Annotated in this window: 21 protein-coding genes and 1 tRNA gene; 19 read left to right on the forward strand and 3 right to left on the reverse strand. The window is 72.0% G+C overall.

The features are described from left to right. The first annotated feature begins 6 nt into the window (after window positions 1–6). Window positions 7–1,809 (forward strand): protein kinase, encoded by a 1,803-nt coding sequence (locus tag ACIRJT_RS20660; protein WP_403911170.1) that lies wholly within the window; start codon window positions 7–9, stop codon window positions 1,807–1,809. Here ACIRJT_RS20660 and ACIRJT_RS20665 read toward each other — a convergent pair. Both ACIRJT_RS20665 and ACIRJT_RS20670 read right to left on the reverse strand, forming a co-directional pair. Beyond that, window positions 1,778–3,430 carry a hypothetical protein gene (locus ACIRJT_RS20665; protein ID WP_403911172.1) on the reverse strand — a complete coding sequence of 551 codons (1,653 nt, stop codon included), beginning with the start codon at window positions 3,428–3,430 and terminating at the stop codon, window positions 1,778–1,780. The genes ACIRJT_RS20660 and ACIRJT_RS20665 overlap by 32 nt on opposite strands. Before the next feature lie 130 nt (window positions 3,431–3,560). Next, window positions 3,561–4,187: a hypothetical protein gene (locus ACIRJT_RS20670; protein ID WP_403911174.1), complete on the reverse strand. Its 627-nt coding sequence runs from the start codon at window positions 4,185–4,187 to the stop codon at window positions 3,561–3,563. 144 nt (window positions 4,188–4,331) lie between these two features. Here ACIRJT_RS20670 and ACIRJT_RS20675 point away from each other — a divergent pair, with 144 nt between their 5' ends. Together ACIRJT_RS20675 and ACIRJT_RS20680 are read left to right on the forward strand one after the other, a co-directional pair. Next, a complete protein-coding gene (locus ACIRJT_RS20675) occupies window positions 4,332–4,661 on the forward strand; it encodes a hypothetical protein (protein ID WP_403911176.1) in 330 nt (109 codons plus the stop codon). Window positions 4,662–4,876: 215 nt separating this feature from the next. Further along, window positions 4,877–5,449 carry a hypothetical protein gene (locus ACIRJT_RS20680; RefSeq protein WP_403911177.1) on the forward strand — a complete coding sequence of 191 codons (573 nt, stop codon included), beginning with the start codon at window positions 4,877–4,879 and terminating at the stop codon, window positions 5,447–5,449. A 132-nt stretch (window positions 5,450–5,581) separates the two neighbouring features. On the opposite strand, the gene ACIRJT_RS20685 is transcribed toward ACIRJT_RS20680, so the two are convergent. Then, window positions 5,582–5,653, reverse strand: a tRNA-Arg gene (locus ACIRJT_RS20685). A 190-nt stretch (window positions 5,654–5,843) separates the two neighbouring features. Here ACIRJT_RS20685 and ACIRJT_RS20690 point away from each other — a divergent pair. The 16 genes from ACIRJT_RS20690 to ACIRJT_RS20765 all read left to right on the forward strand — a co-directional run bounded on the left by ACIRJT_RS20690 (window position 5,844) and on the right by ACIRJT_RS20765 (window position 25,527). After that, window positions 5,844–6,278, forward strand: a complete 435-nt coding sequence (locus ACIRJT_RS20690; protein ID WP_371625923.1) for a response regulator — start codon at window positions 5,844–5,846, stop codon at window positions 6,276–6,278. 139 nt (window positions 6,279–6,417) lie between these two features. Continuing rightward, entirely contained in the window at window positions 6,418–7,605 is a 1,188-nt protein-coding gene (gene nrtL / locus ACIRJT_RS20695; RefSeq protein WP_403911179.1) for an ArgS-related anticodon-binding protein NrtL, read from the forward strand. A gap of 33 nt (window positions 7,606–7,638) precedes the next feature. Beyond that, window positions 7,639–9,030 carry a diaminopimelate decarboxylase gene (gene lysA, locus ACIRJT_RS20700; protein WP_403911180.1) on the forward strand — a complete coding sequence of 464 codons (1,392 nt, stop codon included), beginning with the start codon at window positions 7,639–7,641 and terminating at the stop codon, window positions 9,028–9,030. Window positions 9,031–9,183: 153 nt separating this feature from the next. Continuing rightward, entirely contained in the window at window positions 9,184–10,482 is a 1,299-nt protein-coding gene (locus ACIRJT_RS20705) for a homoserine dehydrogenase (protein WP_403911557.1), read from the forward strand. A gap of 7 nt (window positions 10,483–10,489) precedes the next feature. Further along, window positions 10,490–11,560, forward strand: coding sequence for a threonine synthase (gene thrC / locus ACIRJT_RS20710; RefSeq protein WP_371625926.1), 1,071 nt, complete (start codon window positions 10,490–10,492; stop codon window positions 11,558–11,560). Between the two features lie 399 nt (window positions 11,561–11,959). Beyond that, entirely contained in the window at window positions 11,960–12,877 is a 918-nt protein-coding gene (thrB, locus tag ACIRJT_RS20715) for a homoserine kinase (RefSeq protein WP_403911182.1), read from the forward strand. Window positions 12,878–13,268: 391 nt separating this feature from the next. After that, entirely contained in the window at window positions 13,269–15,317 is a 2,049-nt protein-coding gene (gene rho / locus ACIRJT_RS20720) for a transcription termination factor Rho (protein WP_403911184.1), read from the forward strand. A 301-nt stretch (window positions 15,318–15,618) separates the two neighbouring features. After that, window positions 15,619–17,394 (forward strand): trypsin-like serine protease, encoded by a 1,776-nt coding sequence (locus tag ACIRJT_RS20725; RefSeq protein ID WP_403911186.1) that lies wholly within the window; start codon window positions 15,619–15,621, stop codon window positions 17,392–17,394. 272 nt (window positions 17,395–17,666) lie between these two features. Then, window positions 17,667–18,770 carry an LCP family protein gene (locus ACIRJT_RS20730; RefSeq protein ID WP_403911188.1) on the forward strand — a complete coding sequence of 368 codons (1,104 nt, stop codon included), beginning with the start codon at window positions 17,667–17,669 and terminating at the stop codon, window positions 18,768–18,770. Window positions 18,771–18,967: 197 nt separating this feature from the next. Continuing rightward, a complete protein-coding gene (gene rpmE / locus ACIRJT_RS20735; protein WP_018958997.1) occupies window positions 18,968–19,192 on the forward strand; it encodes a 50S ribosomal protein L31 in 225 nt (74 codons plus the stop codon). 156 nt (window positions 19,193–19,348) lie between these two features. After that, the gene (prfA, locus tag ACIRJT_RS20740) at window positions 19,349–20,425 is read left to right on the forward strand and encodes a peptide chain release factor 1 (protein WP_403911190.1); all 1,077 of its coding nucleotides are present in this window, start codon (window positions 19,349–19,351) and stop codon (window positions 20,423–20,425) included. A 46-nt stretch (window positions 20,426–20,471) separates the two neighbouring features. Further along, on the forward strand, window positions 20,472–21,317 hold the full coding sequence (gene prmC, locus ACIRJT_RS20745) for a peptide chain release factor N(5)-glutamine methyltransferase (RefSeq protein WP_003966261.1): 846 nt from the start codon (window positions 20,472–20,474) through the stop codon (window positions 21,315–21,317). Window positions 21,318–21,369: 52 nt separating this feature from the next. Beyond that, the gene (locus ACIRJT_RS20750) at window positions 21,370–22,017 is read left to right on the forward strand and encodes an L-threonylcarbamoyladenylate synthase (RefSeq protein ID WP_007447713.1); all 648 of its coding nucleotides are present in this window, start codon (window positions 21,370–21,372) and stop codon (window positions 22,015–22,017) included. After that, on the forward strand, window positions 22,014–22,655 hold the full coding sequence (locus ACIRJT_RS20755; protein WP_392708217.1) for a protein-tyrosine-phosphatase: 642 nt from the start codon (window positions 22,014–22,016) through the stop codon (window positions 22,653–22,655). The genes ACIRJT_RS20750 and ACIRJT_RS20755 overlap by 4 nt, the downstream gene beginning before the upstream one ends. 151 nt (window positions 22,656–22,806) lie before the next feature. Next, window positions 22,807–24,087 carry a serine hydroxymethyltransferase gene (glyA, locus tag ACIRJT_RS20760; protein WP_403911193.1) on the forward strand — a complete coding sequence of 427 codons (1,281 nt, stop codon included), beginning with the start codon at window positions 22,807–22,809 and terminating at the stop codon, window positions 24,085–24,087. 132 nt (window positions 24,088–24,219) lie between these two features. Beyond that, a complete protein-coding gene (locus tag ACIRJT_RS20765; protein WP_403911195.1) occupies window positions 24,220–25,527 on the forward strand; it encodes an MraY family glycosyltransferase in 1,308 nt (435 codons plus the stop codon). Window positions 25,528–25,608 lie beyond the last annotated feature (81 nt).

Below are 25,608 nucleotides of genomic sequence, written 5' to 3' on the forward strand. Positions count from 1 at the left end.
CGGCCCATGAGCGCAGAGGCCCCCTCGGGACGGGTGATCGACGGCCGCTTCACACTGGTGGAGCGGCTCGGCAGCGGTGGCATGGGCATGGTCTGGCGGGCCCGCGACGAGGCGCTCCACCGCGATGTCGCCCTGAAGGAGGTACGGCCCCCGGACCCGGCGCTCGCGGAGTACGACCCCGAAGGCGCCCGCACCCTGCGCGCCCGGGTGCTGCGCGAGGCCCGCGCCCTGGCCCGGGTCGACCACCCCAACGTGGTCACCGTCCACCACATCGTCGACCCCGGCGAGGACGGCTACCCGTGGATCGTGATGGAGCTGGTGGCCGGCTCCTCCCTCCACGACCGGCTCGCCCACGGACCCATGGAGCCCGCCGAGGCCGCCGAGCTGGGACGCGGCATCCTCTCCGCCCTCCGCGCCGCCCACGCCTCCGGCATCCAGCACCGCGACGTCAAGCCCGCCAACGTGCTGCTGCGCACCGACGGCCGCCCCGTCCTCACGGACTTCGGCATCGCCGCCATCCGCGAGTCCACCAGCCTCACCATGACGGGCGCCCTCATCGGCTCGCCCGACTACATAGCCCCCGAGCGGATCCGCGGCACCGAGGGCGACCCGTCCTCCGACCTCTGGTCCCTCGGCATGATGCTGTACGTGGCCGTCGAGGGCCGCCACCCGCTGCGCCGGGCCACCACCCTGGCCACGCTGGCCGCCGTGCTCGACGAGGAGATCCCGCCGCCGGTGCGGGCCGGGTCCCTCACCCCGGTGCTCAAGGCGCTCCTCACCAGGGACATCCCGGCCCGCCCGGACGCCGAGGCCCTCGACCGCCTGCTCGCCGAAGCCGCGCGGACGGGCGGGAGCCCGGTCCCGACGCCCACGGAGCCCGTACGGGAGCGGCCCGCGTCCGCGCACTCCGGGTCCGTGCACGCCACGCCCACGCAGACGGCCGCCACGCCGCCGCCCGGGAGGGGTCCCACCTCCGCGCCCGCGGGCCCCAAGGACCGCATCCCGACGGGCTACGGTGTCCCGCCCCGCGCTTCCACCCCGACGCCCGCGTCCGGCGCCAACCCGTACCAGCGGCCCGCCACCGCTCCTCACGACGCCTCTCACGAGCGCGGCCGCCGCGTCGAGCGCCGGGTCTGGCGGATCAGCGCCGCGTCCTCCGTCGTCTCGGCCGTGGTGATCGCGGGCGCCATCATCTGGACGGCCGACCCGTTCTCGTCCAGGGGCTCCAACAGCGACGACCGCCCGCGCGACCGGGCGAGCGCCCCGCAGGTCTCCGCTCCGGCGCCGGACCCGGTGGCCGGTGACACCGACGGGCCCGGTGGCACCGGCGGTTTCGAGGAGGAGGCGCCGGAGCCCGTGGACCTGCTGACCCCGGACGGGGCGCGCACCGCGATCAAGGCGCTGAAACCCCTCATGGGCGGCACGAAGGTCACCGACTTCACTCTCTACGACGTGCACGCCTACGCCGAGGCCCCGCTGAGGTCCAACTCCGCGCTGTACGACCGCTTCAGCTACCGCGACGGCCGGGCGAAGAACGACGACATGGGCGGCACGCTGATGTCCGGGTCCAGGACGATCGACCTGGACTCCATCGACTGGGACGCGCTGCCCGCCCTGCTGAGGACGGCGGAGAAGACGCTCAACGTCGACGAGCCGGAGAGCCGCTACGTGATCGTGGACCCCTCGTCGCCCTTCCACAACGACCGCCCGGTGCTGCGCGTCCACGTCTCCGACTCGCACGGCGGCGCCTTCCTCACCGCCGAACCGGACGGCCGGGTCATCGAGAAGAACCCGCGCCCCAAGGGCTGAGCACCGGCTTGACCGGATCCGGAAGCTGCGGCAGGTCCAGGTCGAACGGGCTCCGCTCGATGACATACGTGCAACTGGTGTAGGTGTAGCCCGGCTGGACCTTCGTCCCGGAGGAGTAGCTGTCCACCCGTGCGGTCGCGCCCGTGCCGTGCTTGTACAGGAAGTGGTACTCGCCGGCGGGAAGCCGGAGCCGGGCCTTCGGGTAGTTCCTGCCGCTCGCCTTGCAGGCCCGCCGCGAGCCTTCGGAGGCGCTGTAGCGCTCGCAGCCGGCGCAGGTCTTCAGCCTGACGGTGCCGGTGACCGGACCGGTGTAGAGCACCTCGACCGCGTTCGGCGCGTCGTTGCTGATGACCAGCTCCATGCGGGCCCCGCCGGGCCGTTTCGTCGGCGGCAGTCGCTTGCCCGCCGACGGCCGGTCGGCGGCGATCTCCGCGGCTATGGCGATGTTCCGCGCCTGCCGTACCCGCCCGTCACTCCTGTACGTCCGCGCGAAATCGCTCAGCGTCGTGCGAGCGTCGTCGAACTTCTCGTCCTCGAACTGGTCGACCCCACAGGCGTACACGCCGTCCACGACACCCTTGTCGGCATCGCCGCGCAGCGCCTTCACGCCTTCGGCGGGCAGTTCGGACGCGGTGGCGCCGAGGTCCCGCAGCACCTCGGTGGCGGCACACGGCTCGGCCCCCTTCAACGCCGCGACCTGGTCCTTGATCCGCGTCCCGATCGCGGGCCCCACCTGCTGCGCGGGAGCGGAATCGGGGAACGTACGCAACAGCTCACCCAACTCGGCGGCGCCGCCGCCCGCCCCGCCCAGACGCGACACACCGCACCCGTACAACGACGCGGCGAGCGGTTCGTCGGGCCATGCGGCGAGCGCGCCCAGCAGCTTTCCGTCCACCGAGTCGGGAAGCGTCCGCAGATAGGTCAACGGCGCGACGGCTTCACAGAGCCGCTTCTCGGCGTACGGGGCGGAGACGGCGTCGTAGTAAGCCTTCAGGCGGTCCGGGACGAGCTTCGCGGCCCGGGAGCCCGGATGGTCCTGACCGAGCGTGCGGTAGATGTCGAGCGCCCGCTCGTACTCGCCCTTCGCCGTGCCGAACTGCTGCCGCGAGGCCGCCGTGACCCGCTCGTCCCCGGCCGCCAGCCGGTCCAGCAGCATCTGCTCCCGCGCCTCGTCCCGTGCGGAGCCGTACACCACCGCCCCGCCCGCCGGCACGGCCAGCAACACCACGCCGAGCCCGACCGCCAGGACGGGCCGCCACGCCCCGCCCAGCGCCGAACGCCGGGCGACCCACGCCCCGTCGGCGGCGGCGAGCACCAGCACGAGCAGATACCCGCCGAGGACGCCCCCGGGCACTCCGTCCGGATCGGCCGGCAACGCCGCCCACAGCAGCGCCGCCGTGGCCGCCCAGCACACCGCGGCCCGCGCCCAGCGCCCCAACAGGGCGTAACCGAGCCCGAGTCCGGTCAGATTGAGCAGCGCGGCACCGGCCATACGCAGGGGCGCACCGGGCGGCGGCGGCCCGACGGCCGGCGCACGGGAGGGCGGCGGTGGCACAGGCCCGCCGAACCCGAATCCGTCGGCTCCCTGCCCCGCAGCCCCGTACCGATCGTCGGACTCCATAACGGTCCCCCCACCGCCGAGCCGTAAAAGTCACCCTGACTCTGCCCGGTTCCGTCCCGCTCCACGCACGAGGGCCATCGGTGCTTTCCGTGCGGTCACCTCGAAGGCCGCCCCGGCCCGGCCGGCCGGCCTACTGGGCCTTGCCCACGGGAGGCGTCACGGATGGTTCGACGGTCGACCGGACATAGATCCGCGTGGTGCCCGCGTCGAGCTCGTGGGCGAAGAGGTCGACGCAGCGCTGGAGGTACGTGCCTTCCGGAGTCATCAGGTCATCGGGGCAGAGGCTGGTTCGCCGCAGCCCCTGCACGAGCGTCTCCGGCTCGGGAAGACCGAGGTGGCCGAAGGCGGCCGCAGGGCGGTATCCCTTCTCCTCGGGGTGGGAGTTATCGATCATCACCGTGTCCTTCTCGACGAGCCGGCCGGTGTACGCCTCCGCCTCCTCGCTCGGAAGGACGAAGGACAGCAGACCGGTGTCGTAGCGTTGCCCGACCTTGTAGCCCGCCCGTCGGTCCGATGCTCCCTCCGGAATGCGGATGCCCAGCTGACCGCTCATCCAGGCGGGCGTGGCCCCGTCCTCCCAGCAGCAGGTCATCTCCTGGTCGGTCAGGTCCGACGACACCTCGTCGGCGGCCCAGGAGACCACACCGATCGTGGCGGCGACGCAGGCGAGGAGCACGAGAGCGACGACGGCCGGGACCGGCACACGACGGCGACGCACCGGATGCACGGCGGCAGCGTTCTCACGGGAGGTGTCCATCGGAGCATCATGGGCCCTCGGCCCTGTGCACATGACACGGTCCGTGCGCCGTCTTCACCCGTTCTCCGCCCTCCGCACCGCCCGGTGTGGCACCGTGGATCAACTGACGACTCGGATGTCCGGGCGTCCGCGTAGGGGGTCTTCATGCGATTTCGCACCGTCGCGGTCTCAGCCGCACTCGTCCTGTGCGCCTCGGCGGGCGTAGCCGCCTGTTCGTCCTCGTCGGACACCCCCGACGCCACCCGGCCCGCCGACCCCGCCGCCTCCGCGACGCCCGTTCCCGTGGACGGCATGGCGGGCTACATCGAGACGGGCGAGCGACGCGCCGGTCCGCCCGAGACGGACGGACGGGTCGGGGCGGGCCCCGCCGCGTGCGAGACCTCCGCCGCCGCCATCCCGGCGGAGTGCGCCCTCGATCTCTCGTTCCACGACATCGCCGAGGGGGAGCCGGCCGCGGGGCCTCCCGCGCGGTGACACCGGTACGCAGGAGGGGCGGGCGCACACTGGTGTGCCCGCCCCTCCTGCTGTGCCCACGGCGTGCCCGCCGCGTGTGCGTCATCCGCACCATGGAGCCCCTGCGTCACAGAAGCCCCTTCCATCCGTCACGACGATCTCTTAGTCTCACACTCTGTTCACATATTGATATTTGATGATCTCGCAACAGGGATCAGGCGCGGGGGTAGTGCGGCATGCGTGGAAACTGGCGCTCGAGGCTGAGCGTTCTCGCTGGTGCGTCAGCACTGGCGCTCTCGGCGGTCACCGGGCCGCCGGCGCTGGCCGACGACGCACCGGCGAGCCCCCAGGAAGTGCGGATGCCTGCCGACGTACGGATCGTCGAGGGCGGGGCCACGGAGCCTGGGGAGACCGTTCCCTCCCCGGCGGGACCGGTGGAAACCCCGGCACCGGGCGGACAGGCGGAAGCCGTGGCCGCGGCCAAGGCCGCTCCGTCGTCGAGCACGTGCCTCGGTTCGACCACCGCCTACGGCTCCAGCGGGTGCTTCCAGCACAACGGCGACATCATCTGGGCGGGCGACACGAAGAAGGACGGCATGTCCGCGGCCATCGGGGTCTACACCGACTACGGCCGCGCCGAGGAGGTCTGCGTCAACAAGCTCGGCGTGGACAGCTGGGCGACCTGCAACAAGGACTACCGCGAGACCGGGAACGTACGTCTGCGCGTCCTGCGCTACGACGGCGACACCGGCAAGTTCTACCAGCCCGAGGCCTGGTCCGGCTGGGTCCCGGTCGACGGCAAGTACTGACCTGCCCACCTCGCGGGGGCGACCGGACCACGCTCCGCTCGCCACCGCGAGGGCGCGGCCCACGCGGTGCGTATGCGACGCATACGAAAAAACCGGACCAGCCTCTGCTGGTCCGGTTCTTCAATCCGGAAGTGCCCCCGGCAGGATTCGAACCTGCGCACCCGGCTCCGGAGGCCGATGCTCTATCCCCTGAGCTACGGGGGCGTATCGCGGTGCTGCTCTGCGACGGGTGAAACACTACCAGCTCCCACGGGGTGTCCGTGAACAGGTATTCCGCCGTGCCTCCGCTCCTTTTCCTCCCGGCCGGGAGGCCGGTGCGGGCGGTGGCCACCCGTCCGGGGCGGAAGTGGACAAAACCCGGACGCCGCACCTCCGGTCGACCTACTCTCGAAGGGTGTCAGGGGCGTACGGCCGCGTGCTTGTTGTCGACGACAACAAGGTCATCCGGCAGCTGATCAGGGTCAATCTCGAGCTGGAGGGCTTCGAGGTCGTGACCGCGGCCGATGGTGTCGAGTGCCTGGACCTGGTCGAGCGGGTCCGCCCCGACGCGATCACCCTCGACGTCGTGATGCCCCGGCTGGACGGTCTGGAGACCGCCACCCGTCTTCGCTCCGACCCACGGACCCGCCGTCTTCCCATCGCGGTCATCAGCGCCTGTACGCCCTACGAGGTCGACGCGGGCGTGGCCGCCGGGGTCGACGCGTTCCTGGCGAAGCCGTTCGAGCCGAGCGAGCTGGTGCGGATCGTGCGCCGGCTGGTGACGGGGGAGGAAGAGCCCTCGGCGGACGGGCGGCGCGGCGCCGGACGGGCGGGGAGCGCCACCGGCTGACCGGGGCGAGGACTCCGGGTCCGGCCGCTGCCGCGGCGTCGAACCGGATCCGGCGGTCGAGGGCGCCGGACCGGGGCCGGCCGACCGGATGGCGAAACCGGGTCGCGGAGTGCCCCCCTCTCTCACCTAGGCTTGACCCGTGACTCCCGCCGACCTCTCCCGGACCGTGCTGCACGCCGTGCGCCGCGCGGTCGACGAGGATGCCTTGCGCGCACCCGTGCCCGCGCGCGTGCGGGTGGAGAGGACCCGGCCCGGCGGCAGCGGGGACTACGCCTGCGCCGTCGCGCTCCAGCTCGCCGCGCCCGCCGCGCTGCCCGCCCTGGAAGTCGCCCGCATCCTGCGGGAACGGATCGCCGCCGAGCCCGGCGTCGGGCGGGTCGAGATCACCGGACCCGGGTTCCTGAGCTTCACCCTCGACGCACCGGCCGTGGGCGACCGGGCCGTGCTCGACGCCGTACGGCAACAGGGCCTCGCGTACGGGCACGGGGGCGCGCTCCGGCACGAGATCCTCCAGTTCCACCACGCGCGGGAGGTCCGCGCCGCCGTCACCACTCACGCCGTGCGTCGGCTCGTCGCCGCCCAGGGCGCCCGGGTCCGGGTCAGCTGCGAGGAGGCGTCCGACCCGGACTGGGCCCGTCTCGGCGTCACCGTCGACGCCCACGGGACGCCCCCCGTGCCGCTCACCGAGGTCCGGCCCGTCCCCGCCGGGGCCACCGCGGGAGAGCTGCTGGAGCGGCTCGGGCCCGACGCCGCCCGCTGGGGGCTCCTGCGGCCCGCCGGCCACGACCGCGCCGCCCTCGGCCCCGAACTGCTCGTCCAGGGCGAGGCCAACCCGCTCTTCCGGGTCCGTTACACCCACGCCAGGACCCGTGCCCTCACCCGCGGGGCCGCCCTCCTCGGCTTCACCGCCGAACCCGCCCCGCACGCCGGGCACAGCGGAGGCCACGCCGAACCCGCCCCGCACTCCGAGCCCGTCGCCCATGGCGAAAGACCCGATCAGCACGTCCCGTACGCCCCGCACGTCCCGTACGGCGCCGCCGCCGTCCCTCACGACGGCGCGGCCCGCCCCCTCCTCGACCTCCTCGCCGACCACCCCGGCGTCCTGCTCGCGGCAGCTCGTCACCGCGCGCCCGACCGGGTCGCCCGGCAGCTGGAAGCCGTCGCCCACGCGTTCTTCGACTTCCACGACTCCTGCCCGCCCCTGCCCTCCGGCGACGAGAAACCCTCGGCCGCCCACCGTGCCCGGCTGGCTCTCGCCGAAGCCGCCGGGACGGTGCTGGCAGGCGGCCTGACCCTGCTCGGCATCCGCGCGCCCGAACACCTCTGACGCGATCAGAAGAGACCCGAAAGAACCCTCACGATGAGCCGCTCCGCACACCCCGCAGGACCCCGTCACGCCGACGTCCTCACCGAGGGGCACTACTCCGCGCCCGCCGCCGACCTCAACGTCCTCGACGAGAAGGTCTGGTCGCGCACCGTCACCCGCGACGCGGAGGGCGCCCTCACCGTCGGCGGGATCGCCGTCGCCCGGCTCGCGGAGGAGTTCGGCACGCCCGCCTACTTCCTCGACGAGAGCGACTTCCGGGCCCGCTGCCGCGCCTGGTCCGACGCCTTCGGGCCGGACGCCGACGTCTTCTACGCCGGGAAGGCCTTCCTCTCCCGCGCCGTCGTGCGCTGGTTGAAGGAAGAGGGGCTGAACCTCGACGTGTGCTCCGGCGGGGAGCTGACCACCGCGCTCGACGCCGGAATGCCCGCCGAGCGCATCGCCTTCCACGGCAACAACAAGACCGTCGCCGAGATCGAGCGGGCCGTCGGGGCGGGCGTCGGGCGGATCGTGCTCGACTCCTTCCAGGAGATCGTCCGCGTCGCCCACATCGCCCAGCGCCACGGCGTCCGCCAGCGGGTGCAGATCCGCGTCACCGTCGGCGTCGAGGCCCACACCCACGAGTTCATCGCCACCGCGCACGAGGACCAGAAGTTCGGGATCGCGCTCGCCGACGGGCAGGCCGCCGAGGCGGTGCGCCGCGCCCTCGCCCTCGACGGCCTCGACCTCATCGGCGTCCATTCGCACATCGGCTCGCAGATCTTCGACATGGCCGGCTTCGAGGTCTCCGCCCGCCGTGTGGTGCAGCTGCTCGCCGAGGTCCGCGACGAGCACGGCGTCGAGCTGCCCGAGATCGACCTGGGCGGCGGTCTCGGCATCGCCTACACCTCCGAGGACGACCCCCGCGAACCGCACGAGATCGCCAAGGCGCTCAGCGCCATCGTCACCCGCGAGTGCGAGGCGGCGAAGCTGCGCACCCCCCGCATCTCCGTCGAGCCGGGCCGCGCCATCGTCGGACCCACCGCGTTCACGCTGTACGAGGTCGGCACGATCAAGCCCCTGGAGGGGCTGCGGACGTACGTCAGCGTCGACGGCGGCATGTCGGACAACATCCGCACCGCGCTGTACGACGCCGAATACAGCGTCGCGCTCGTCTCCCGCAGCTCCGACGCCGAACCCATGCTCGTCCGGGTCGTCGGCAAGCACTGCGAGAGCGGCGACATCGTGGTCAAGGACGCGTTCCTCCCCGCCGACCTGGCCCCCGGCGACCTGATCGCCGTCCCCGCCACCGGCGCGTACTGCCGTTCCATGGCCAGCAACTACAACCACGCACTGCGCCCGCCGGTCGTCGCGGTGCGCGACGGCGAGGCACGAGTGATCGTCCGGCGCGAGACGGAGGAAGATCTCCTGCGCCTCGATGTCGGCTGATGAAATAGTCATCTCAGGATCCGGACGAGGGTCAGAAACTCCCGTCCGGTGAGTGAGACTGGTCCCCAATGAGCATGTCCTTCCGGCGATGGGAAGGTGGGGCGCCGCCCCCTGATCGCCGGAAGGTCCAGGTATGAGAAACGAGGTCGGATGATGCGTACGCGTCCGCTGAAGGTGGCGCTGCTGGGCTGTGGTGTGGTCGGCTCAGAGGTGGCGCGCATCATGACGACGCACGCCGACGACCTCGCGGCGCGCATCGGCGCGCCCGTCGAGCTCGCCGGCGTGGCCGTCCGCCGGCCCTCGAAGGTGCGTGAGGGCATCGACCCCGCACTGATCACCACCGACGCCACCGCGCTCGTGGAGCGCGGCGACATCGACGTCGTCATCGAGGTCATCGGAGGGATCGAGCCCGCCCGGGCGCTCATCACCACCGCCTTCGAGAACGGCGCGAGCGTCGTCTCCGCCAACAAGGCGCTGCTCGCCGAGGACGGTGCGGCCCTGCACGCCGCCGCCGAGAAGTACGGCCGCGATCTGTACTACGAGGCCGCCGTCGCCGGTGCCATCCCGCTGGTGCGGCCGCTGCGCGAGTCGCTCGCCGGGGACAAGGTCAACCGGGTGCTCGGCATCGTGAACGGCACGACCAACTTCATCCTCGACAAGATGGACACGAGCGGCGCCGGCTACTCCGAGGCGCTCGACGAGGCGACCGCCCTCGGATACGCCGAGGCGGACCCGACCGCCGACGTCGAGGGCTTCGACGCCGCCGCGAAGGCCGCGATCCTCGCCGGGATCGCCTTCCACACCCGCGTGAAGATCGGCGACGTGCACCGCGAGGGCATCACCGAGGTCTCCGCCGCCGACATCGCCTCGGCCCGCCGGATGGGCTGCACGGTCAAACTGCTGGCCATCTGCGAGCGCGCCGCGGACGGGGCCTCCGTCACCGCCCGCGTCCACCCCGCGATGATCCCGCTCAGCCACCCGCTGGCCTCGGTCCGCGAGGCGTACAACGCGGTCTTCATCGAGGCCGACGCGGCCGGGCAGCTCATGTTCTACGGACCCGGCGCCGGCGGCTCGCCGACCGCGTCCGCGGTCCTCGGCGACCTCGTCGCCGTCTGCCGCAACAAACTGGGCGAGGCCACCGGCCCCGGTGAGTCCGCCTACACGCGCCTGCCGGTCAGCCCCATGGGCGAGGTCGTCACGCGCTACCACATCAGCCTCGACGTGGCCGACAAGCCGGGCGTGCTCGCCCAGGTCGCGACGGTCTTCGCCGAGCAGGGCGTATCCATCGACACGGTACGTCAGCAGGGACGTCCGGACGGAGACGGCGAGGCATCCCTCGTCGTCGTCACCCACCGCGCGCCCGACGCCGCCCTCTCCGGGACCGTCGAAGCGCTGCGCAAGCTCGACACCGTGCGCGGTGTCGCCAGCATCATGCGTGTTGAAGGGGAGTAAAGGACCCATGACCAGCAAGGGCACCCACCAGTGGCGCGGCATCATCGAGGAGTACCGGGACCGGCTTCCGGTCACGAGCACGACGCCCGTCGTCACGCTTCGTGAGGGCGGTACGCCGCTCGTTCCGGCGCAGGTCCTCTCCGAGCGCACGGGCTGCGAGGTGCACCTCAAGGTCGAGGGCGCCAACCCCACCGGTTCGTTCAAGGACCGCGGCATGACCATGGCCATCACCCGGGCCAAGGAGGAGGGGGCGAAGGCCGTCATCTGCGCCTCCACCGGCAACACCTCGGCCTCCGCCGCGGCGTACGCCGTGCGCGCGGGGATGGTCTGCGCCGTCCTCGTACCGCAGGGCAAGATCGCGCTCGGCAAGATGGGCCAGGCGCTCGTGCACGGCGCCAAGATCCTCCAGGTCGACGGCAACTTCGACGACTGCCTGACCCTGGCCCGCTCGCTCTCGGACAACTACCCGGTGGCGCTGGTCAATTCGGTCAATCCGGTCCGTATCGAGGGCCAGAAGACCGCCGCGTTCGAGATCGTCGACGCGCTCGGCGACGCCCCCGACATCCATGTCCTGCCGGTCGGCAACGCGGGCAACATCACCGCGTACTGGAAGGGGTACACCGAGTACGCCGGTGACGGCGTCTCGACCCGCTCCCCGCGCATGTGGGGGTTCCAGGCCTCCGGTTCCGCGCCCATCGTGCGCGGCGAGGTCGTCAAGGACCCCTCGACCATCGCCACCGCGATCCGCATCGGCAACCCGGCCTCCTGGGACTACGCGCTCGCCGCCCGCGACGAGTCGGGCGGCTTCATCGACGAGGTGACGGACCGGCAGATCCTGTCCGCGTACCGGCTGTTGGCCTCCCAGGAGGGTGTCTTCGTGGAGCCCGCGTCGGCGGCTTCCGTCGCCGGCCTGCTCAAGGCCGCCGAGGAGGGCAAGGTCGACCCCGGCCAGCGCATCGTCTGCACGGTCACCGGCAACGGCCTCAAGGACCCCGACTGGGCCGTCGCGGGCGCACCGCAGCCGGTCACCGTCCCGGTCGACGCGGCCACCGCCGCCGAGAAGCTCGGACTCGTCTGATCCCTCGCGCGCCGGTCGCGGCCGAGCGCCGCGGCCGGTCCGGGCCATCGCGACAACCCGCTCAACCAGCCCCTTTCCCGGGCCGAGAGCGCATGGGAGGCGGGCGACACGCATCGTGCGCCTCCTGTGCGCCCTATGTCGCCACAGAACCTTCCTTCGATAAGCTGTACCCCATCCGCCCGGCATCCGCCCGCCGGACCGCCACGCCTGCGGTCCCCGTCGTGGCCGCCGGGCCGGCCGCCGGATTCCCGCACCGTTCCGGAGCCCGCCGCACAGCCGCGACCCCCCACCGCCATGACCCCCGCCGTTCACCCCCGCCCCTGAGCCCCGCCCTCGGGCCCCGCCGCCGCAGAGCCACCGCACTGCATCCCCGCCGCCTTACAAGGAGTGGTCCGACCGATGGCCGGTCCCGCGTTCCGAGCCGCCGCCGTCAGGGTGCGCGTCCCCGCAACCAGCGCCAACCTGGGTCCGGGTTTCGACGCCCTGGGCCTCTCACTGGGGTTGTACGACGACGTCGTCGTCCGGGTCGCCGACTCCGGGCTGCACATCGACATCGCAGGTGAGGGCGGCGAGACGCTGCCCCGCGACGAGAGCCACCTGCTCGTGCGCTCCCTGCGCACCGCGTTCGACCTGCTCGGCGGCCAGCCCCGCGGGCTGGAGATCGTCTGCGCCAACCGCATCCCGCACGGCCGCGGCCTCGGCTCCTCCTCCGCCGCCATCTGCGCCGGAATCGTCGCCGCCCGCGCCGTGACGACCGGCGGTGACGCCCGTCTCGACGACGCGGCGCTGCTGGAGCTGGCGACCGAGATCGAGGGGCACCCCGACAATGTCGCGGCCTGTCTGCTCGGCGGCTTCACGCTGGCCTGGATGGACGGCGGCGCGGCCCGGGCGATCAGGATGGATCCCGCCGCATCCGTCGTCCCGGTCGTCTTCGTACCCGGGCGCCCGGTGCTCACCGAGACGGCGCGCGGCCTGCTGCCGCGCACCGTCCCGCACGTCGACGCGGCCCTCAACGCCGGCCGGGCGGCCCTGCTCGTCGAGGCCCTGACCCGTCGTCCGGAACTGCTGCTCGCCGCGACCGAGGACCGGATCCACCAGGAGTACCGGGGCCCCGCCATGCCGGAGAGCGTGGAACTGGTCCACCGCCTGCGCGCCGACGGCGTGCCCGCGGTCATCTCCGGCGCGGGGCCCACGGTCCTCGCGCTGACGGAGGAAGGCTCGGCCGACAAGGTCGCCCGACTGGCGGGGGAGGGCTGGGCGGCGAACCGGCTGGCCCTCGACGCGACGGGCGCCAGTGTGCTGCCGCTGGCCGCGTGACCACAGGTGATTACCGGTGAGCGAGAGGGGGAATGTTTGTTGGAGCCGGTAGTGTTAACCTCAAGTCTGCAACCGACGTCTTTGAGGCGCGTTGCTTCGTGTCCCCCTCCGGGACCACCATTCTTCCGGGAGCCTCCCCAACTGCCTGAGCAGCCTGCCTGAGCAGTTTCGAGCACGCTCCGGAACCGGCACGACACCCCTCGCTCGTCCAGGAGTGGGCCGAGCAGGGGGATCTCGCGCCGGACCCCGCACGTTCATCTCTCCGCCGTACACCCGGCGGACCACCGCCCCGGCAAGGTCCGCGATCCAGCAAGATCAACAGACCGCAGTCGGACAGCACAACCGGTCGCCGAGCCAGAAGGCCGACGTCCGCTCCAGGGAAGGACCCTTCGTGAGCGACACCACCGATCTGATGGGCGTGACTGCCGACAAGAGCGTCGACAGCGCCGCGCCCGCCGAAGGTGCTGCCACTGGCACCACCGCACGGCGCCGCCGCTCCGGCACCGGCCTCGAGGGCATGGTCCTGGCCGAGCTGCAGCAGGTCGCGTCCGGCCTCGGCATCAGGGGCACTGCGCGGATGCGCAAGAGCCAGCTGATCGAGGTCATCAAGGAGGCGCAGGCGGGTGGCGGATCCGCAGCCCCCAAGGCCTCCTCCAAGGCCGCAGAGGCCCCCGCCGAGGCGGAGAGCAAGCCGAAGCGCCGCGCGACCTCGAAGGCGCGCACCGGGGACGAGGCCGCCGCTGCCGCAGCCGAGAAGGACGCGGCCCAGCAGCAGATCGACATCCCCGGTCAGCCGGCCAGCGACGACCAGCCCGCGGGCGAGCGTCGTCGCCGCCGTGCGACGGCGCAGGCGGGCAGCCCCGACACCAAGACCGAGGCGAAGGCCGAGGTCAAGGCCAAGGCGGAGCCCCAGGTCGAGCAGAGGACCGAGGAGCGGGGCGAGCCCAAGGGCGACGCCAGGGCCGAGGCCTCCGCCGACACGGCCGAGGGCCGTCGCGGAGACCGTCAGGGCCGCGGTGAGCGCGGTGAGCGTCGTGAGCGTCAGCGCGACCGTCGCGGCAAGGGCGACGACCAGGGCCAGCAGGGCGGCGGCGGGCAGCGCCCGCAGCGCCAGGGCCAGGGCGGTGGCGGCCAGGGGCAGGGCCAGGGCCAGGGCCAGCAGAACCGTGACAACGGTCCGCAGGACGACTTCGACGACGAGGCGGGTGGCCGTCGTGGCCGTCGCGGCCGGTACCGCGACCGCCGTGGCCGTCGCGGGCGCGACGACTTCGCCAGCGATGTGCAGGTGGCCGACGACGACGTCCTGATCCCCGTCGCGGGCATCCTGGACATCCTCGACAACTACGCGTTCATCCGCACCTCCGGCTACCTGCCGGGCCCGAACGACGTGTACGTCTCGCTCGCCCAGGTCCGCAAGAACGGCCTGCGCAAGGGCGACCACGTCACCGGCGCGGTGCGCCAGCCCAAGGACGGCGAGCGGCGCGAGAAGTTCAACGCGCTGGTCCGCCTCGACTCGGTCAACGGCATGGCCCCGGAGTCGGGCCGCGGCCGCCCCGAGTTCCAGAAGCTGACCCCGCTCTACCCGCAGGACCGGCTCCGTCTGGAGACCGACTCCAACATCCTGACGACGCGGATCATCGACCTGGTGGCCCCGATCGGCAAGGGGCAGCGCGGACTCATCGTGGCCCCGCCGAAGACCGGCAAGACCATGATCCTGCAGGCCATCGCCAACGCGATCACGGTCAACAGCCCCGAGTGCCACCTGATGGTCGTCCTGGTCGACGAGCGTCCGGAAGAGGTCACCGACATGCAGCGGTCGGTGAAGGGCGAGGTCATCTCCTCGACCTTCGACCGTCCCGCCGAGGACCACACCACCGTCGCCGAGCTGGCCATCGAGCGCGCCAAGCGCCTCGTCGAGCTGGGTCACGACGTGGTCGTCCTGCTCGACTCGATCACCCGCCTGGGCCGCGCGTACAACCTCGCGGCGCCGGCCTCCGGCCGCATCCTGTCCGGTGGCGTCGACTCGACCGCGCTCTACCCCCCGAAGCGCTTCTTCGGCGCCGCGCGCAACATCGAGGACGGCGGCTCGCTGACCATCCTGGCCACCGCGCTCGTCGAGACCGGCTCGCGCATGGACGAGGTGATCTTCGAGGAGTTCAAGGGCACCGGCAACATGGAGCTCAAGCTCGACCGGAAGCTCTCGGACAAGCGCATCTTCCCGGCGGTGGACGTCGACGCGTCCTCCACCCGTAAGGAAGAGATCCTGCTCGGCACCGACGAGCTGGCGGTCGTCTGGAAGCTGCGCCGGGTGCTGCACGCGCTCGACCAGCAGCAGGCGATCGAGCTCCTCCTGGACCGGATGAAGAAGACCCAGTCCAACGCGGAGTTCCTGCTCCAGATCCAGAAGACGACGCCGGGCAGCGGAAACGGCAACGACTGACCGACCGGACGCCGGAACAGTTCGTTCGAAGGACTCCGCACCCTCACTCCGGTGAGGGTGCGGAGTCCTTTTCCGTCTCCGCGGTTCCCTTTTCCTCTTCTTTTCCTTCTCCACACATTCCCCTTCCGTTGTCGATCACGTAATATCCGGACCAGTTGAGGTGGGGGGCCATCGAGGCGGAACGGCAGAGGCGTGAGCCCTGCGGCGACCCGCCCTGCGCTGCGGGCAGTTCGCGCACCCCCGCCGTTTTCCGACCGGCGGGGCTCTCGTGCGCCACCGGTTCCTATCCGAAGGATCACGCGTGCACATACGCACCACGGGGGGCCGGCACGCGCGCCGGCTCAGACTCGCCGTTCCGGCGGCGGCCGTCACCGTCCTCGCCCTCGTCGGCACCGCGCTGACGATGTCCACGTCGCAGGCCGGCGAACCGGCGCCCTCCTTGCCGACGGCCGCACCCGAACGGCCCGTCGCCCCGCCGGAGTCGGAGCTGCGCGAGCGCGTGGCCGACTCGGCCGTGGCGGACCGCGAGGCCCTCCCGCCCGCCAAGTTCGCCGGGGACGACCCGGGCACCGCGGCCCCGATGGTCATCGGCGGCACGCAGACCTCCATCAGCAGCGCCCCGTGGATGGCTCAGCTCTGGTACCACGACGACCGGGGCACCCCGGGCGACGAGAGCGACGACACCGGCTTCTTCTGCGGCGGCGTCGTCATCGCGCCCACGAAGATCGCCACGGCCGCGCACTGCGTCAAGGGCTTCGACTGGAACGCGAACGGCGTGGTCGTCACCGGCAGCACCTCCACCGAGCCGAACAGCAGCGGCACCGTCTCCTGGCCCTACCGCCAGTGGAACAGCCCGCTCTACAAGGACGTGCAGGGTGCGGCCGACAACGACGTCGCGGTGCTCACCCTCTTCGACCCGGTCGAGGCCAAGCCCCTCCCGGTGATGGCGAACACGGACACGGGCCTCTACGCGCCGGGCACCCAGGCCAAGGTCTACGGCTGGGGCCGCACCACGTCCACCAACGACGACATCTCCCCCACCCTGCGTTCGGCGACGCTCCCGATCGTCTCGGACGCGACGTGCCGCGGTTCGTACGGAAGCTCCTTCGTGGCGGGCCACATGGTCTGCGCGGGCAAGACCGGCGCGAGCGACGCGGAGACCGTCGGTGCGTGCAACGGTGACTCCGGCGGCCCGCTGGTGATCGGCGGCAAGCTGGCCGGCATCGTGTCGTGGGGCGTCCTGGACTGTGTCGGAGAGGGCGCGTACAGCGTCTTCGCCAAGGTGAGCACCTATGTGCCCGCCATCAAGGCGCGGGCCTACGACACCAACATGAACTGGGACCACCGTGCGGACCTGATGGCCCGCAACGCGTCCAACAAGACGATGTACCAGTTCAATTCGACCGGCAACGGCATGTCGAAGGCCACGTACAGCAGCGGTTGGGGCGACATCAACGTCCTTCTGCAGACGGACCTGAACCGGGACGACAACCAGGACCTGCTCGTCCGCGGTACGGACGGCAACCTGTACTGGCAGTGGTACAGCTCGGCGGCCGGGGAGTGGCAGACCAAGCGTCTGGCGACCGGCTGGGGCACCCGCAAGCAGATCCTGGCCCCCGGCGACCTGACGAGCGACGGCCACCCCGACATCCTCTCGACCGACTCCTCCGGTGGCTTCTGGCTGTACCCGGGCAAGGGCAACGGCACGTTCGCCGCCCGGACCAGGATCGGCGGCGGCGGCCTCAACTTCAGCATGGTCCGGGGCAGCGGCGACTTCACCAACGACGGCAAGGCCGACATCATCGCCCGGGGCAGCGGCGGCAAGCTGTACCTCTTCAAGGGCACCGGCAAGGCGAGCGCCCCGTTCGCGGCCAAGGCCCTCGTCCGGACCTGGGACGTGGCCACGGCCCTGGTCACCACCGGCGACTTCACCGGCGACGGACACGCGGACATCATCGTCCGGGTGAAGAGCGGGGACCTGTACCTCTACCCGGGCACCGGCAAGTCCGACAGCGGCGTCTTCGGCGCCCGCAAGCGGCTGGGCACCGGAGCCAACAACTACAACCTCTTCGGCTGACCTCGGCCGACCCCGGCCGGCCCGAGACCTTGGCCACACCACCACCGGTCGCCGCATCATCGGCCACATCGCTGTACCGAGCGCGAAACCCCAGGTGAACGCCGCCTCGCGGCCTGTTCGCCCGAACCGCCTGCGGCCCCCGTCCTCCGACGGGGGCCACAGGCGCGTATGCAACCCTTCTTGCTGCTTCGGCCGTCCCTCCAGGAGAGGCCGACCGCACGTGGAACACCACGGCAGGGGGCAGACGGGCAACAGGAGCGACAAGGAGACGCGTGAGCGAGCAGAGCAGGGGCACCGGCCGCATACGCGGCACCGGCAGCCGACGGAGGAAGCCGTCCCGCGGGCACCGTGCCAAGGTCGTCGCGGCCTGGACGGTGGCGGGTGTCGTGGTCGTCGGCGGGGCCGGGCTCGGATACGCCTACCTGGCGCTCGACGGCAACCTCTCCAGCATCGACATCGACGCCAAGCTCGGCACCGACCGTCCCGACGACGTCGACGACGGCTCGCAGGACATCCTGGTCCTGGGCTCCGACTCTCGCTCCGGCGACAACGGGAAGTACGGCGACGACGAGGGCGCGGCCCGCTCCGACACGGCGATGGTCGTGCACGTCGACAAGGGCCACAAGTCCGCGAGCGTCGTCTCGATACCCCGCGACACCCTGATAGAGCGCCCCGCCTGCGCCGGCGACACGACGGGCGACCCGGTCGGCGCCGAGCACCGGGCGATGTTCAACACCGCCTACGAGGTCGGCGGACCCGCCTGCGCGGTGAAGACCGTCGAGTCGATGTCCGGCATCCGCATGGACCACTATCTGGAAGTCGACTTCACCGGCTTCAAGGAGCTCATCGACGAGCTCGGCGGCGTCGAGATCACCACGAAGACCGCGATCGACGACTCCAAGAGCCACCTCGACCTGGAGCCGGGCACCCACACGCTGAACGGCGAGGAGTCCCTCGGCCTCGTCCGTACCCGCAAGAGCGTCGGCGACGGCAGCGACCTCGGGCGCATCCAGCTCCAGCAGGCGTTCATCAAGGCGCTGATGGAGCAGGCGAAGAGCGTCGGGGTGTTCACCAGCCCCACCAAGCTCTACGGCCTCGCGGACGCCGCCACCAGGGCCGTCACCACCGACTCCGGGCTCGGCTCCGTCAAGAAGCTCACCGGTTTCGCGAGCGGCCTCAAGGGGCTGAACGCCGAGAACGTCCACATGGTGACCCTGCCCGTGGAGTACGACCCGGCCGACCCGAACCGGGTCCTGCCGCAGGAGAAGGCCGGCCGGCAGGTCTGGGCCGCCCTCAGGTACGACCGGCCGATCCCCGCCTCCGCCACCGAGAAGTCGGCCGGCGACAAGGGCGACGCCGCGAAGGTCGTCGAATAACCCCACCCGTGACGCGGCCGGCCCGTCACGCAAACCCCGCCCGTCACGCTCCGTGCGCGGCCGGTCGGGGAATACCTGCGCTCCGCCCCCGGTTTTGGGAGATACGGCCGGTCCTGGCAGACTGGTACGTCGGCCCCGGTTCACGGCCGCGCAATCCGCGCGGACGACCCGGTGCCCTCCCGAAACTAGGAGACACCTTGAAGCGCGACATCCACCCCGAGTACGTCGAGACGCAGGTCAGCTGCACCTGCGGTGCGTCGTTCACCACCCGGAGCACCATCGACAGCGGCAACATCCGCGCCGACGTCTGCTCCGAGTGCCACCCGTTCTACACGGGCAAGCAGAAGATCCTCGACACCGGCGGCCGCGTGGCCCGCTTCGAGGCCCGCTTCGGCAAGGCTGCCGGCTCCGCCAGCAAGTAGCGAGCCACTGCGCCGGTTCTCGGCGCCCTCTTCCCGGGGGCGTCGGAACCGGCGTTTTTTCCGGTCGGGTGCCCGGGGGAACCCCCGCCGGACGCCCCACCGGGCAGTACGCCCTCCAGCAGGCCCGCAGACGCACAACCAACCAGGAGCCCCCGAATGTTCGAGGCGGTCGAGGAACTGATCGGTGAACACACCGGTCTCGAGAAGAAGCTCGCCGATCCGTCGGTCCACGCCGACCAGGCCAACGCGCGCAAGCTGAACAAGCGCTACGCGGAGCTGACCCCGATCGTCTCCACGTACCGGAGCTGGAAGCAGACCGGCGAGGACATCGAGACCGCCCGCGAGTTCGCCGCGGACGACCCCGACTTCGCCGCCGAGGCCAAGGACCTGGAGAAGCAGCGCGAAGAGCTCACCGAGAAGCTCCGCCTCCTCCTCGTCCCGCGCGACCCCAGCGACGACAAGGACGTCCTCCTCGAGATCAAGGCGGGCGCCGGAGGCGACGAGTCCGCCCTGTTCGCGGGCGACCTGCTGCGCATGTACCTGCGCTACGCCGAGCGCGTCGGCTGGAAGACCGAGATCATCGACTCCACCGAGTCCGAGCTCGGCGGCTACAAGGACGTCCAGGTCGCCGTCAAGACCAAGGGCGGCAACGGCGCCACCGAGCCCGGCCAGGGCGTCTGGGCCCGGATGAAGTACGAGGGCGGCGTGCACCGCGTGCAGCGTGTGCCCTCCACCGAGTCCCAGGGCCGCATCCACACCTCCGCCGCGGGCGTGCTCGTCACCCCCGAGGCCGAGGAGGTCGACGTCGAGATCCACGCCAACGACCTGCGCATCGACGTGTACCGCTCCTCCGGGCCCGGCGGCCAGTCCGTCAACACGACCGACTCCGCCGTCCGCATCACGCACCTGCCGACCGGCGTCGTCGCCTCCTGCCAGAACGAGAAGAGCCAGCTCCAGAACAAGGAGCAGGCCATGCGCATCCTGCGCTCCCGGCTGCTGGCCGCCGCCCAGGAGGCCGCCGAGCAGGAGGCCTCCGACGTACGCCGCAGCCAGGTCCGCACCGTCGACCGCTCCGAGAAGATCCGGACGTACAACTTCCCGGAAAACCGCATCTCGGACCACCGCGTCGGCTTCAAGGCGTACAACTTGGACCAGGTGCTCGACGGAGAGCTGGACGCCGTCATCCAGGCATGCGTCGACGCCGACTCCGCCGCCAAGCTCGCCAACGCCTAAGCGACCCGCCCGCCCCGCACACCCGTAACCCGTACGGAGAACCGCGATGAACCTGCTGCTCGCCGAGGTGGCCCAGGCCACCCAGCGGCTGGCCGACGCCGGTGTCCCCTCACCGCGATTCGACGCCGAGGAACTCGCGGCCTTCGTCCACGGGGTGAAGCGGGGCGCGCTGCACACGGTGCCGGACACCGACTTCGACGCCCGGTACTGGGAGACGATCGCCCGCCGCGAGGCCCGCGAACCGCTCCAGCACATCACCGGCCGCGCCTTCTTCCGCTACCTGGAGCTCCAGGTCGGACCCGGTGTCTTCGTGCCCCGCCCGGAGACCGAGTCCGTCGTCGGCTGGGCCATAGACGCGGTGCGCGCGATGGACGTCGTCGAGCCCGTCGTCGTCGACCTGTGCACCGGATCGGGCGCCATCGCGCTCGCCATGGCACAGGAGGTCCCCCGCTCCCGTGTGCACGCCGTGGAGCTGTCCGAGGACGCCCTCAGGTGGACCCGGAAGAACGCCGAGGGGTCCAGGGTCACCGTGCACCGCGGAGACGCCCTGAGCGCCCTTCCGGAGCTCGACGGCCAGGTCGACCTGGTGATCTCCAACCCGCCGTACATCCCGCTCACCGAGTGGGAGTACGTCGCCCCCGAGGCCCGCGACCACGACCCGGAGATGGCGCTGTTCTCCGGCGAGGACGGCCTCGACACCATCCGCGGCATCGAACGCACCGCCCACCGCCTGCTGCGCCCCGGCGGCCTCGTCGTCATCGAGCACGCCGACACCCAGGGCGGCCAGGTGCCGTGGATCTTCACCGAGGAGCGGGGGTGGGCGGACGCCGCCGACCACCCCGACCTGAACAAGCGCCCCCGGTTCGCCACCGCCCGCAAGGCCATGCCGTGACCGGCCCCCGGCACCACCACCCGTACCCGCACCTGTCCGAGGAGGCCGGCTGATGGCTCGGCGATACGACTGCAACGACGCCACCGACCGGACCACGGGCCTGCGCGAGGCCGCGTCGGCCGTCCGCCGCGGCGAATTGGTCGTGCTGCCCACCGACACCGTGTACGGGATCGGTGCGGACGCCTTCACCTCGGAGGCCGTCGCGGACCTGCTGGACGCCAAGGGCAGGGGCCGCAACATGCCCACCCCCGTCCTCATCGGCTCGCCGAACACGCTCCACGGCCTGGTCACCGACTTCTCCGAGGAGGCCTGGGAGCTCGTCGACGCCTTCTGGCCCGGCGCCCTCACCCTCGTCGCCAAGCACCAGCCCTCCCTCCAGTGGGACCTCGGCGACACCCGCGGCACCGTCGCCATCCGGATGCCCCTGCACCCGGTCGCCATCGAGCTGCTGACCGAGGTCGGCCCGATGGCCGTCTCCAGCGCCAACCTCACCGGACACCCGTCGCCCGAGGACTGCGACGCCGCCCAGGGCATGCTCGGCGACTCCGTCTCCGTCTACCTCGACGGCGGCCCGACGCCCGGCATCGTGCCGTCCTCGATCGTCGACGTCACCGGCGCCACCCCGGTCCTGCTGCGCGCCGGCGCCCTCTCCGCGGAGGAGCTGCGCAAGGTGGTCCCCGACCTCGAGGTGGCCAATTGACCGCCCCCGAGGGGCGTGGCATAGCGGGGCGGACCGACACCTTCCGCATCCTCCATGTCAGCACCGGCAACGTCTGCCGCTCACCGATCACCGAGCGGCTGACCCGCCATGCCCTGGTGGACCGCCTCGGCGACCCGCTCAGCGGCGGCCTCGTCGTGGAGAGCGCGGGCACCTGGGGCCACGAGGGCGCGCCCATGGAGGCCAACGCCGAGGTGGTCCTCGCCGACTTCGGCGCGGACGCCACCGGCTTCGTCGGCCGCGAACTGCTGGACGAGCACGTGATCCGCGCCGACCTGGTCCTCACGGCCACCCGCGACCACCGCGCCCAGGTCATCTCCATGGGCCACTCCGCGGGCCTGCGCACCTTCACGCTCAAGGAGTTCACCCGGCTGGTGCGGGCCATAGACCCGGCCACCCTGCCCGACCCGCGCGACGAGGGCGTCGTCGAGCGCGCCCGCACCCTGGTGCGCGCCGCCGCCGCGCTGCGCGGCTGGCTGCTGGCCCCGACCGCCGAGGCGGACGAGGTCTACGACCCCTACGGCGCCCCCATCACCTTCTTCCGCTCCATCGGCGACGAGATCAACCAGGCGCTCGACCCCGTCGTCACCGCCCTCACCGGCGTACGCGCCCCGCACTGACGGGGAGACGTCCGCGCCGTACCGGGGGCGGGTGCGCCGACCGGCGTACGGCACCCCGCGACAGCGGGCACGGCGCCCGGCCCCGGCCTACATTGGAGCTGACACCGGCATCCCTCGCCGGCGCACCCACCTCCAGGCCCGGAGCCGTCCCATGCCGGTCACCTCGCCCGCCGCCCCCGCAGCCGTGTCGCCCGCGCCCGACGCCCTGCCCCAGGACTTCGACGCCCTGCTCCGCCAGGACCCGGAGATCGCCGGGGTGCTGCGGGCCGAGACCGGCAGACAGGCCACCACCCTCCAGCTGATCGCCGCCGAGAACTTCCAGTCGCCCGCCGTCCTCGCGGCCCTCGGCTCCCCGCTCGCCAACAAGTACGCCGAGGGGTACCCGGGCGCCCGCCACCACGGCGGCTGCGAGCACGCGGACGCCGCCGAACGCATCGCGCTCCGCCGGGCCACCGCCCTCTTCGGCGCCGAACACGCCAACGTCCAGCCGCACTCCGGCTCCTCCGCCGTCCTCGCCGCCTACGCCGCGCTGCTGCGCCCGGGCGACACGGTGCTCGCGATGGGGCTCCCGTACGGGGGACACCTCACCCACGGGGCGCCGGGCAACTTCTCCGGCCGCTGGTTCGACTTCGTCGGCTACGGCGTGGACCCGGCCACCGGGCTGATCGACTACACCCGGCTCCGCGCCCTGGCCCGCGCCCGCCGCCCCAAGGCGATCGTCTGCGGCTCGATCTCCTACCCCCGCCACCCCGACTACGAGCTGTTCCGGGAGATCGCCGACGAGGCCGGGGCCCACCTGATCGTGGACGCCGCCCACCCGATGGGGCTGATCGCCGGGGGAGCGGCGCCGAGCCCGGTCCCGTACGCCGACGTGGTCTGCGCCACCACGCACAAGGTGCTGCGCGGCCCGCGCGGCGGCATGATCCTGTGCGGCGCGGAGCTGGCCGAGCGGATCGACCGGGCGGTGTTCCCGTTCACCCAGGGCGGCGCGCAGATGCACACGGTGGCGGCGAAGGCCGTCGCGTTCGGGGAGGCGGCGACCCCCGCGTACACCCTCTACGCCCACCAGGTCGTCGCCCACGCCCGGGTGCTCGCCGCCGGCCTGGAGGCGGAGGGCTTCGAGGTCACCACGGGCGGCACGGACACCCACATCGTCGTCGCGGACCCGGCCCCGCTCGGCGTCGACGGCCGCACCGCCCGCGAGCGGCTGGCGGCGGCCGGTGTGGTCCTGGACACCTGCGCGCTGCCGTACGGGGACGCCCGGGGCATCCGCCTGGGCACGGCGGCGGTCACCACCCAGGGGATGGGCGACGGCGACATGGCCCGGATCGCGGCCCTGTTCGGCGCGGCCGTACGGGAGCCGGGGGACGTGAGCCCGATCGCGGCGGAGGTCCGCGAGCTCGTCGCGCGCAATCCGCCGTATCCCGGGTAGCGAACTCCGCCGCACCAGGAGTGCGGCACTCCGCCCTGTCCGGGGCACACGAACCCTGTGCAACCATCATCCGTACCGTGGAGTCCTTGTTTCAGAGACTAGGGTGTGGTTTTTGGATGACCGGCGAGTTCTGTGGGGCAGCCCGTGCGTGATTACCTGCTGACGCTCTGTGTCACGGCAGCGGTGACCTATCTGCTGACCGGACCGGTGCGTAAGTTCGCCATCGCGGTCGGGGCGATGCCCGCGATCCGTGCGCGCGACGTCCACCGCGAGCCGACACCCCGGCTCGGTGGGATCGCCATGTTCGGCGGACTGTGCGCGGGGCTGATCGTCGCGGACCACCTCTTCAACCTGAAGGGCGTCTTCGAACTCTCCAACGAGCCGAGGGCGTTGCTCTCCGGCGCCGCCCTGATCTGGCTGATCGGCGTCCTCGACGACAAGTTCGAGCTCGACGCCCTGATCAAGCTGGGCGGCCAGATGATCGCCGCCGCCGTCATGGTCATCCAGGGGCTCACGATCCTGTGGCTGCCGATCCCCGGCGTCGGCACGGTCGCCCTCACCCAGTGGCAGGGCACGCTGCTCACGGTGGCGCTGGTCGTCATCACGATCAACGCGGTCAACTTCGTCGACGGCCTGGACGGGCTCGCGGCGGGCATGGTGTGCATCGCGTCGACGGCGTTCTTCCTGTACGCGTACCGCCTCTGGATCGGGTACGGGATCGAGGCGGCGGCCCCCGCGACGCTGTTCGCGGCGATCCTGATGGGCATGTGCCTCGGCTTCCTGCCGCACAACATGCACCCGGCGCGGATCTTCATGGGCGACTCGGGCTCGATGCTGATCGGCCTGGTGCTGGCGGCGGGCGCGATCTCGATCACCGGCCAGGTCGACCCGGACAACATGAAGATCTTCTTCGAGGGCAGCGAGCGCGGAGCCACCCACGCGATGCTCCCGGTCTTCATCCCGCTGGTGCTGCCGTTGACGATCATCGCGATCCCGGCGGCCGACCTGATCCTCGCCATCGTCCGGCGCACCTGGAACGGCCAGTCGCCGTTCGCCGCCGACCGGGGCCACCTGCACCACCGACTGCTGGAGATCGGGCACTCGCACAGCCGGGCCGTGCTGATCATGTACTTCTGGTCGGCCCTCATCGCCTTCGGCGCCGTCGGCTACTCGGTGCACTCCGCCTCGATGTGGATCGTGTTCGCCATCATGGCGTCGAGCGCGGTGGGCCTCGTCCTGCTGCTGATGCCGCGCTTCACCCCACGCGCCCCGCACTGGGCCAACCGCTTCGTGCCGCCGCGGTACCGCCACGGTGGAGCGGAGGCGTCCGCCGAGGCCGATGACGCTCAGGCCGCTCACGAGGCGGGTCTCAACGGAGCGACCGCGGTAGATGGACGCCAGCGTTTCCATCCGCGACAGAAGGTCGGCAGCGACCGATAGCCGTTCTCCGGGCACGTGCTCCGAGTGACGACATCGAGGCTGGCTGATTTAGATACAGGAAATGCTGGTGCCTGCGCAGCC

The sequence above is a fragment of the Streptomyces sp. NPDC102283 genome, from assembly GCF_044766265.1.
GTDB lineage: Bacteria > Actinomycetota > Actinomycetes > Streptomycetales > Streptomycetaceae > Streptomyces.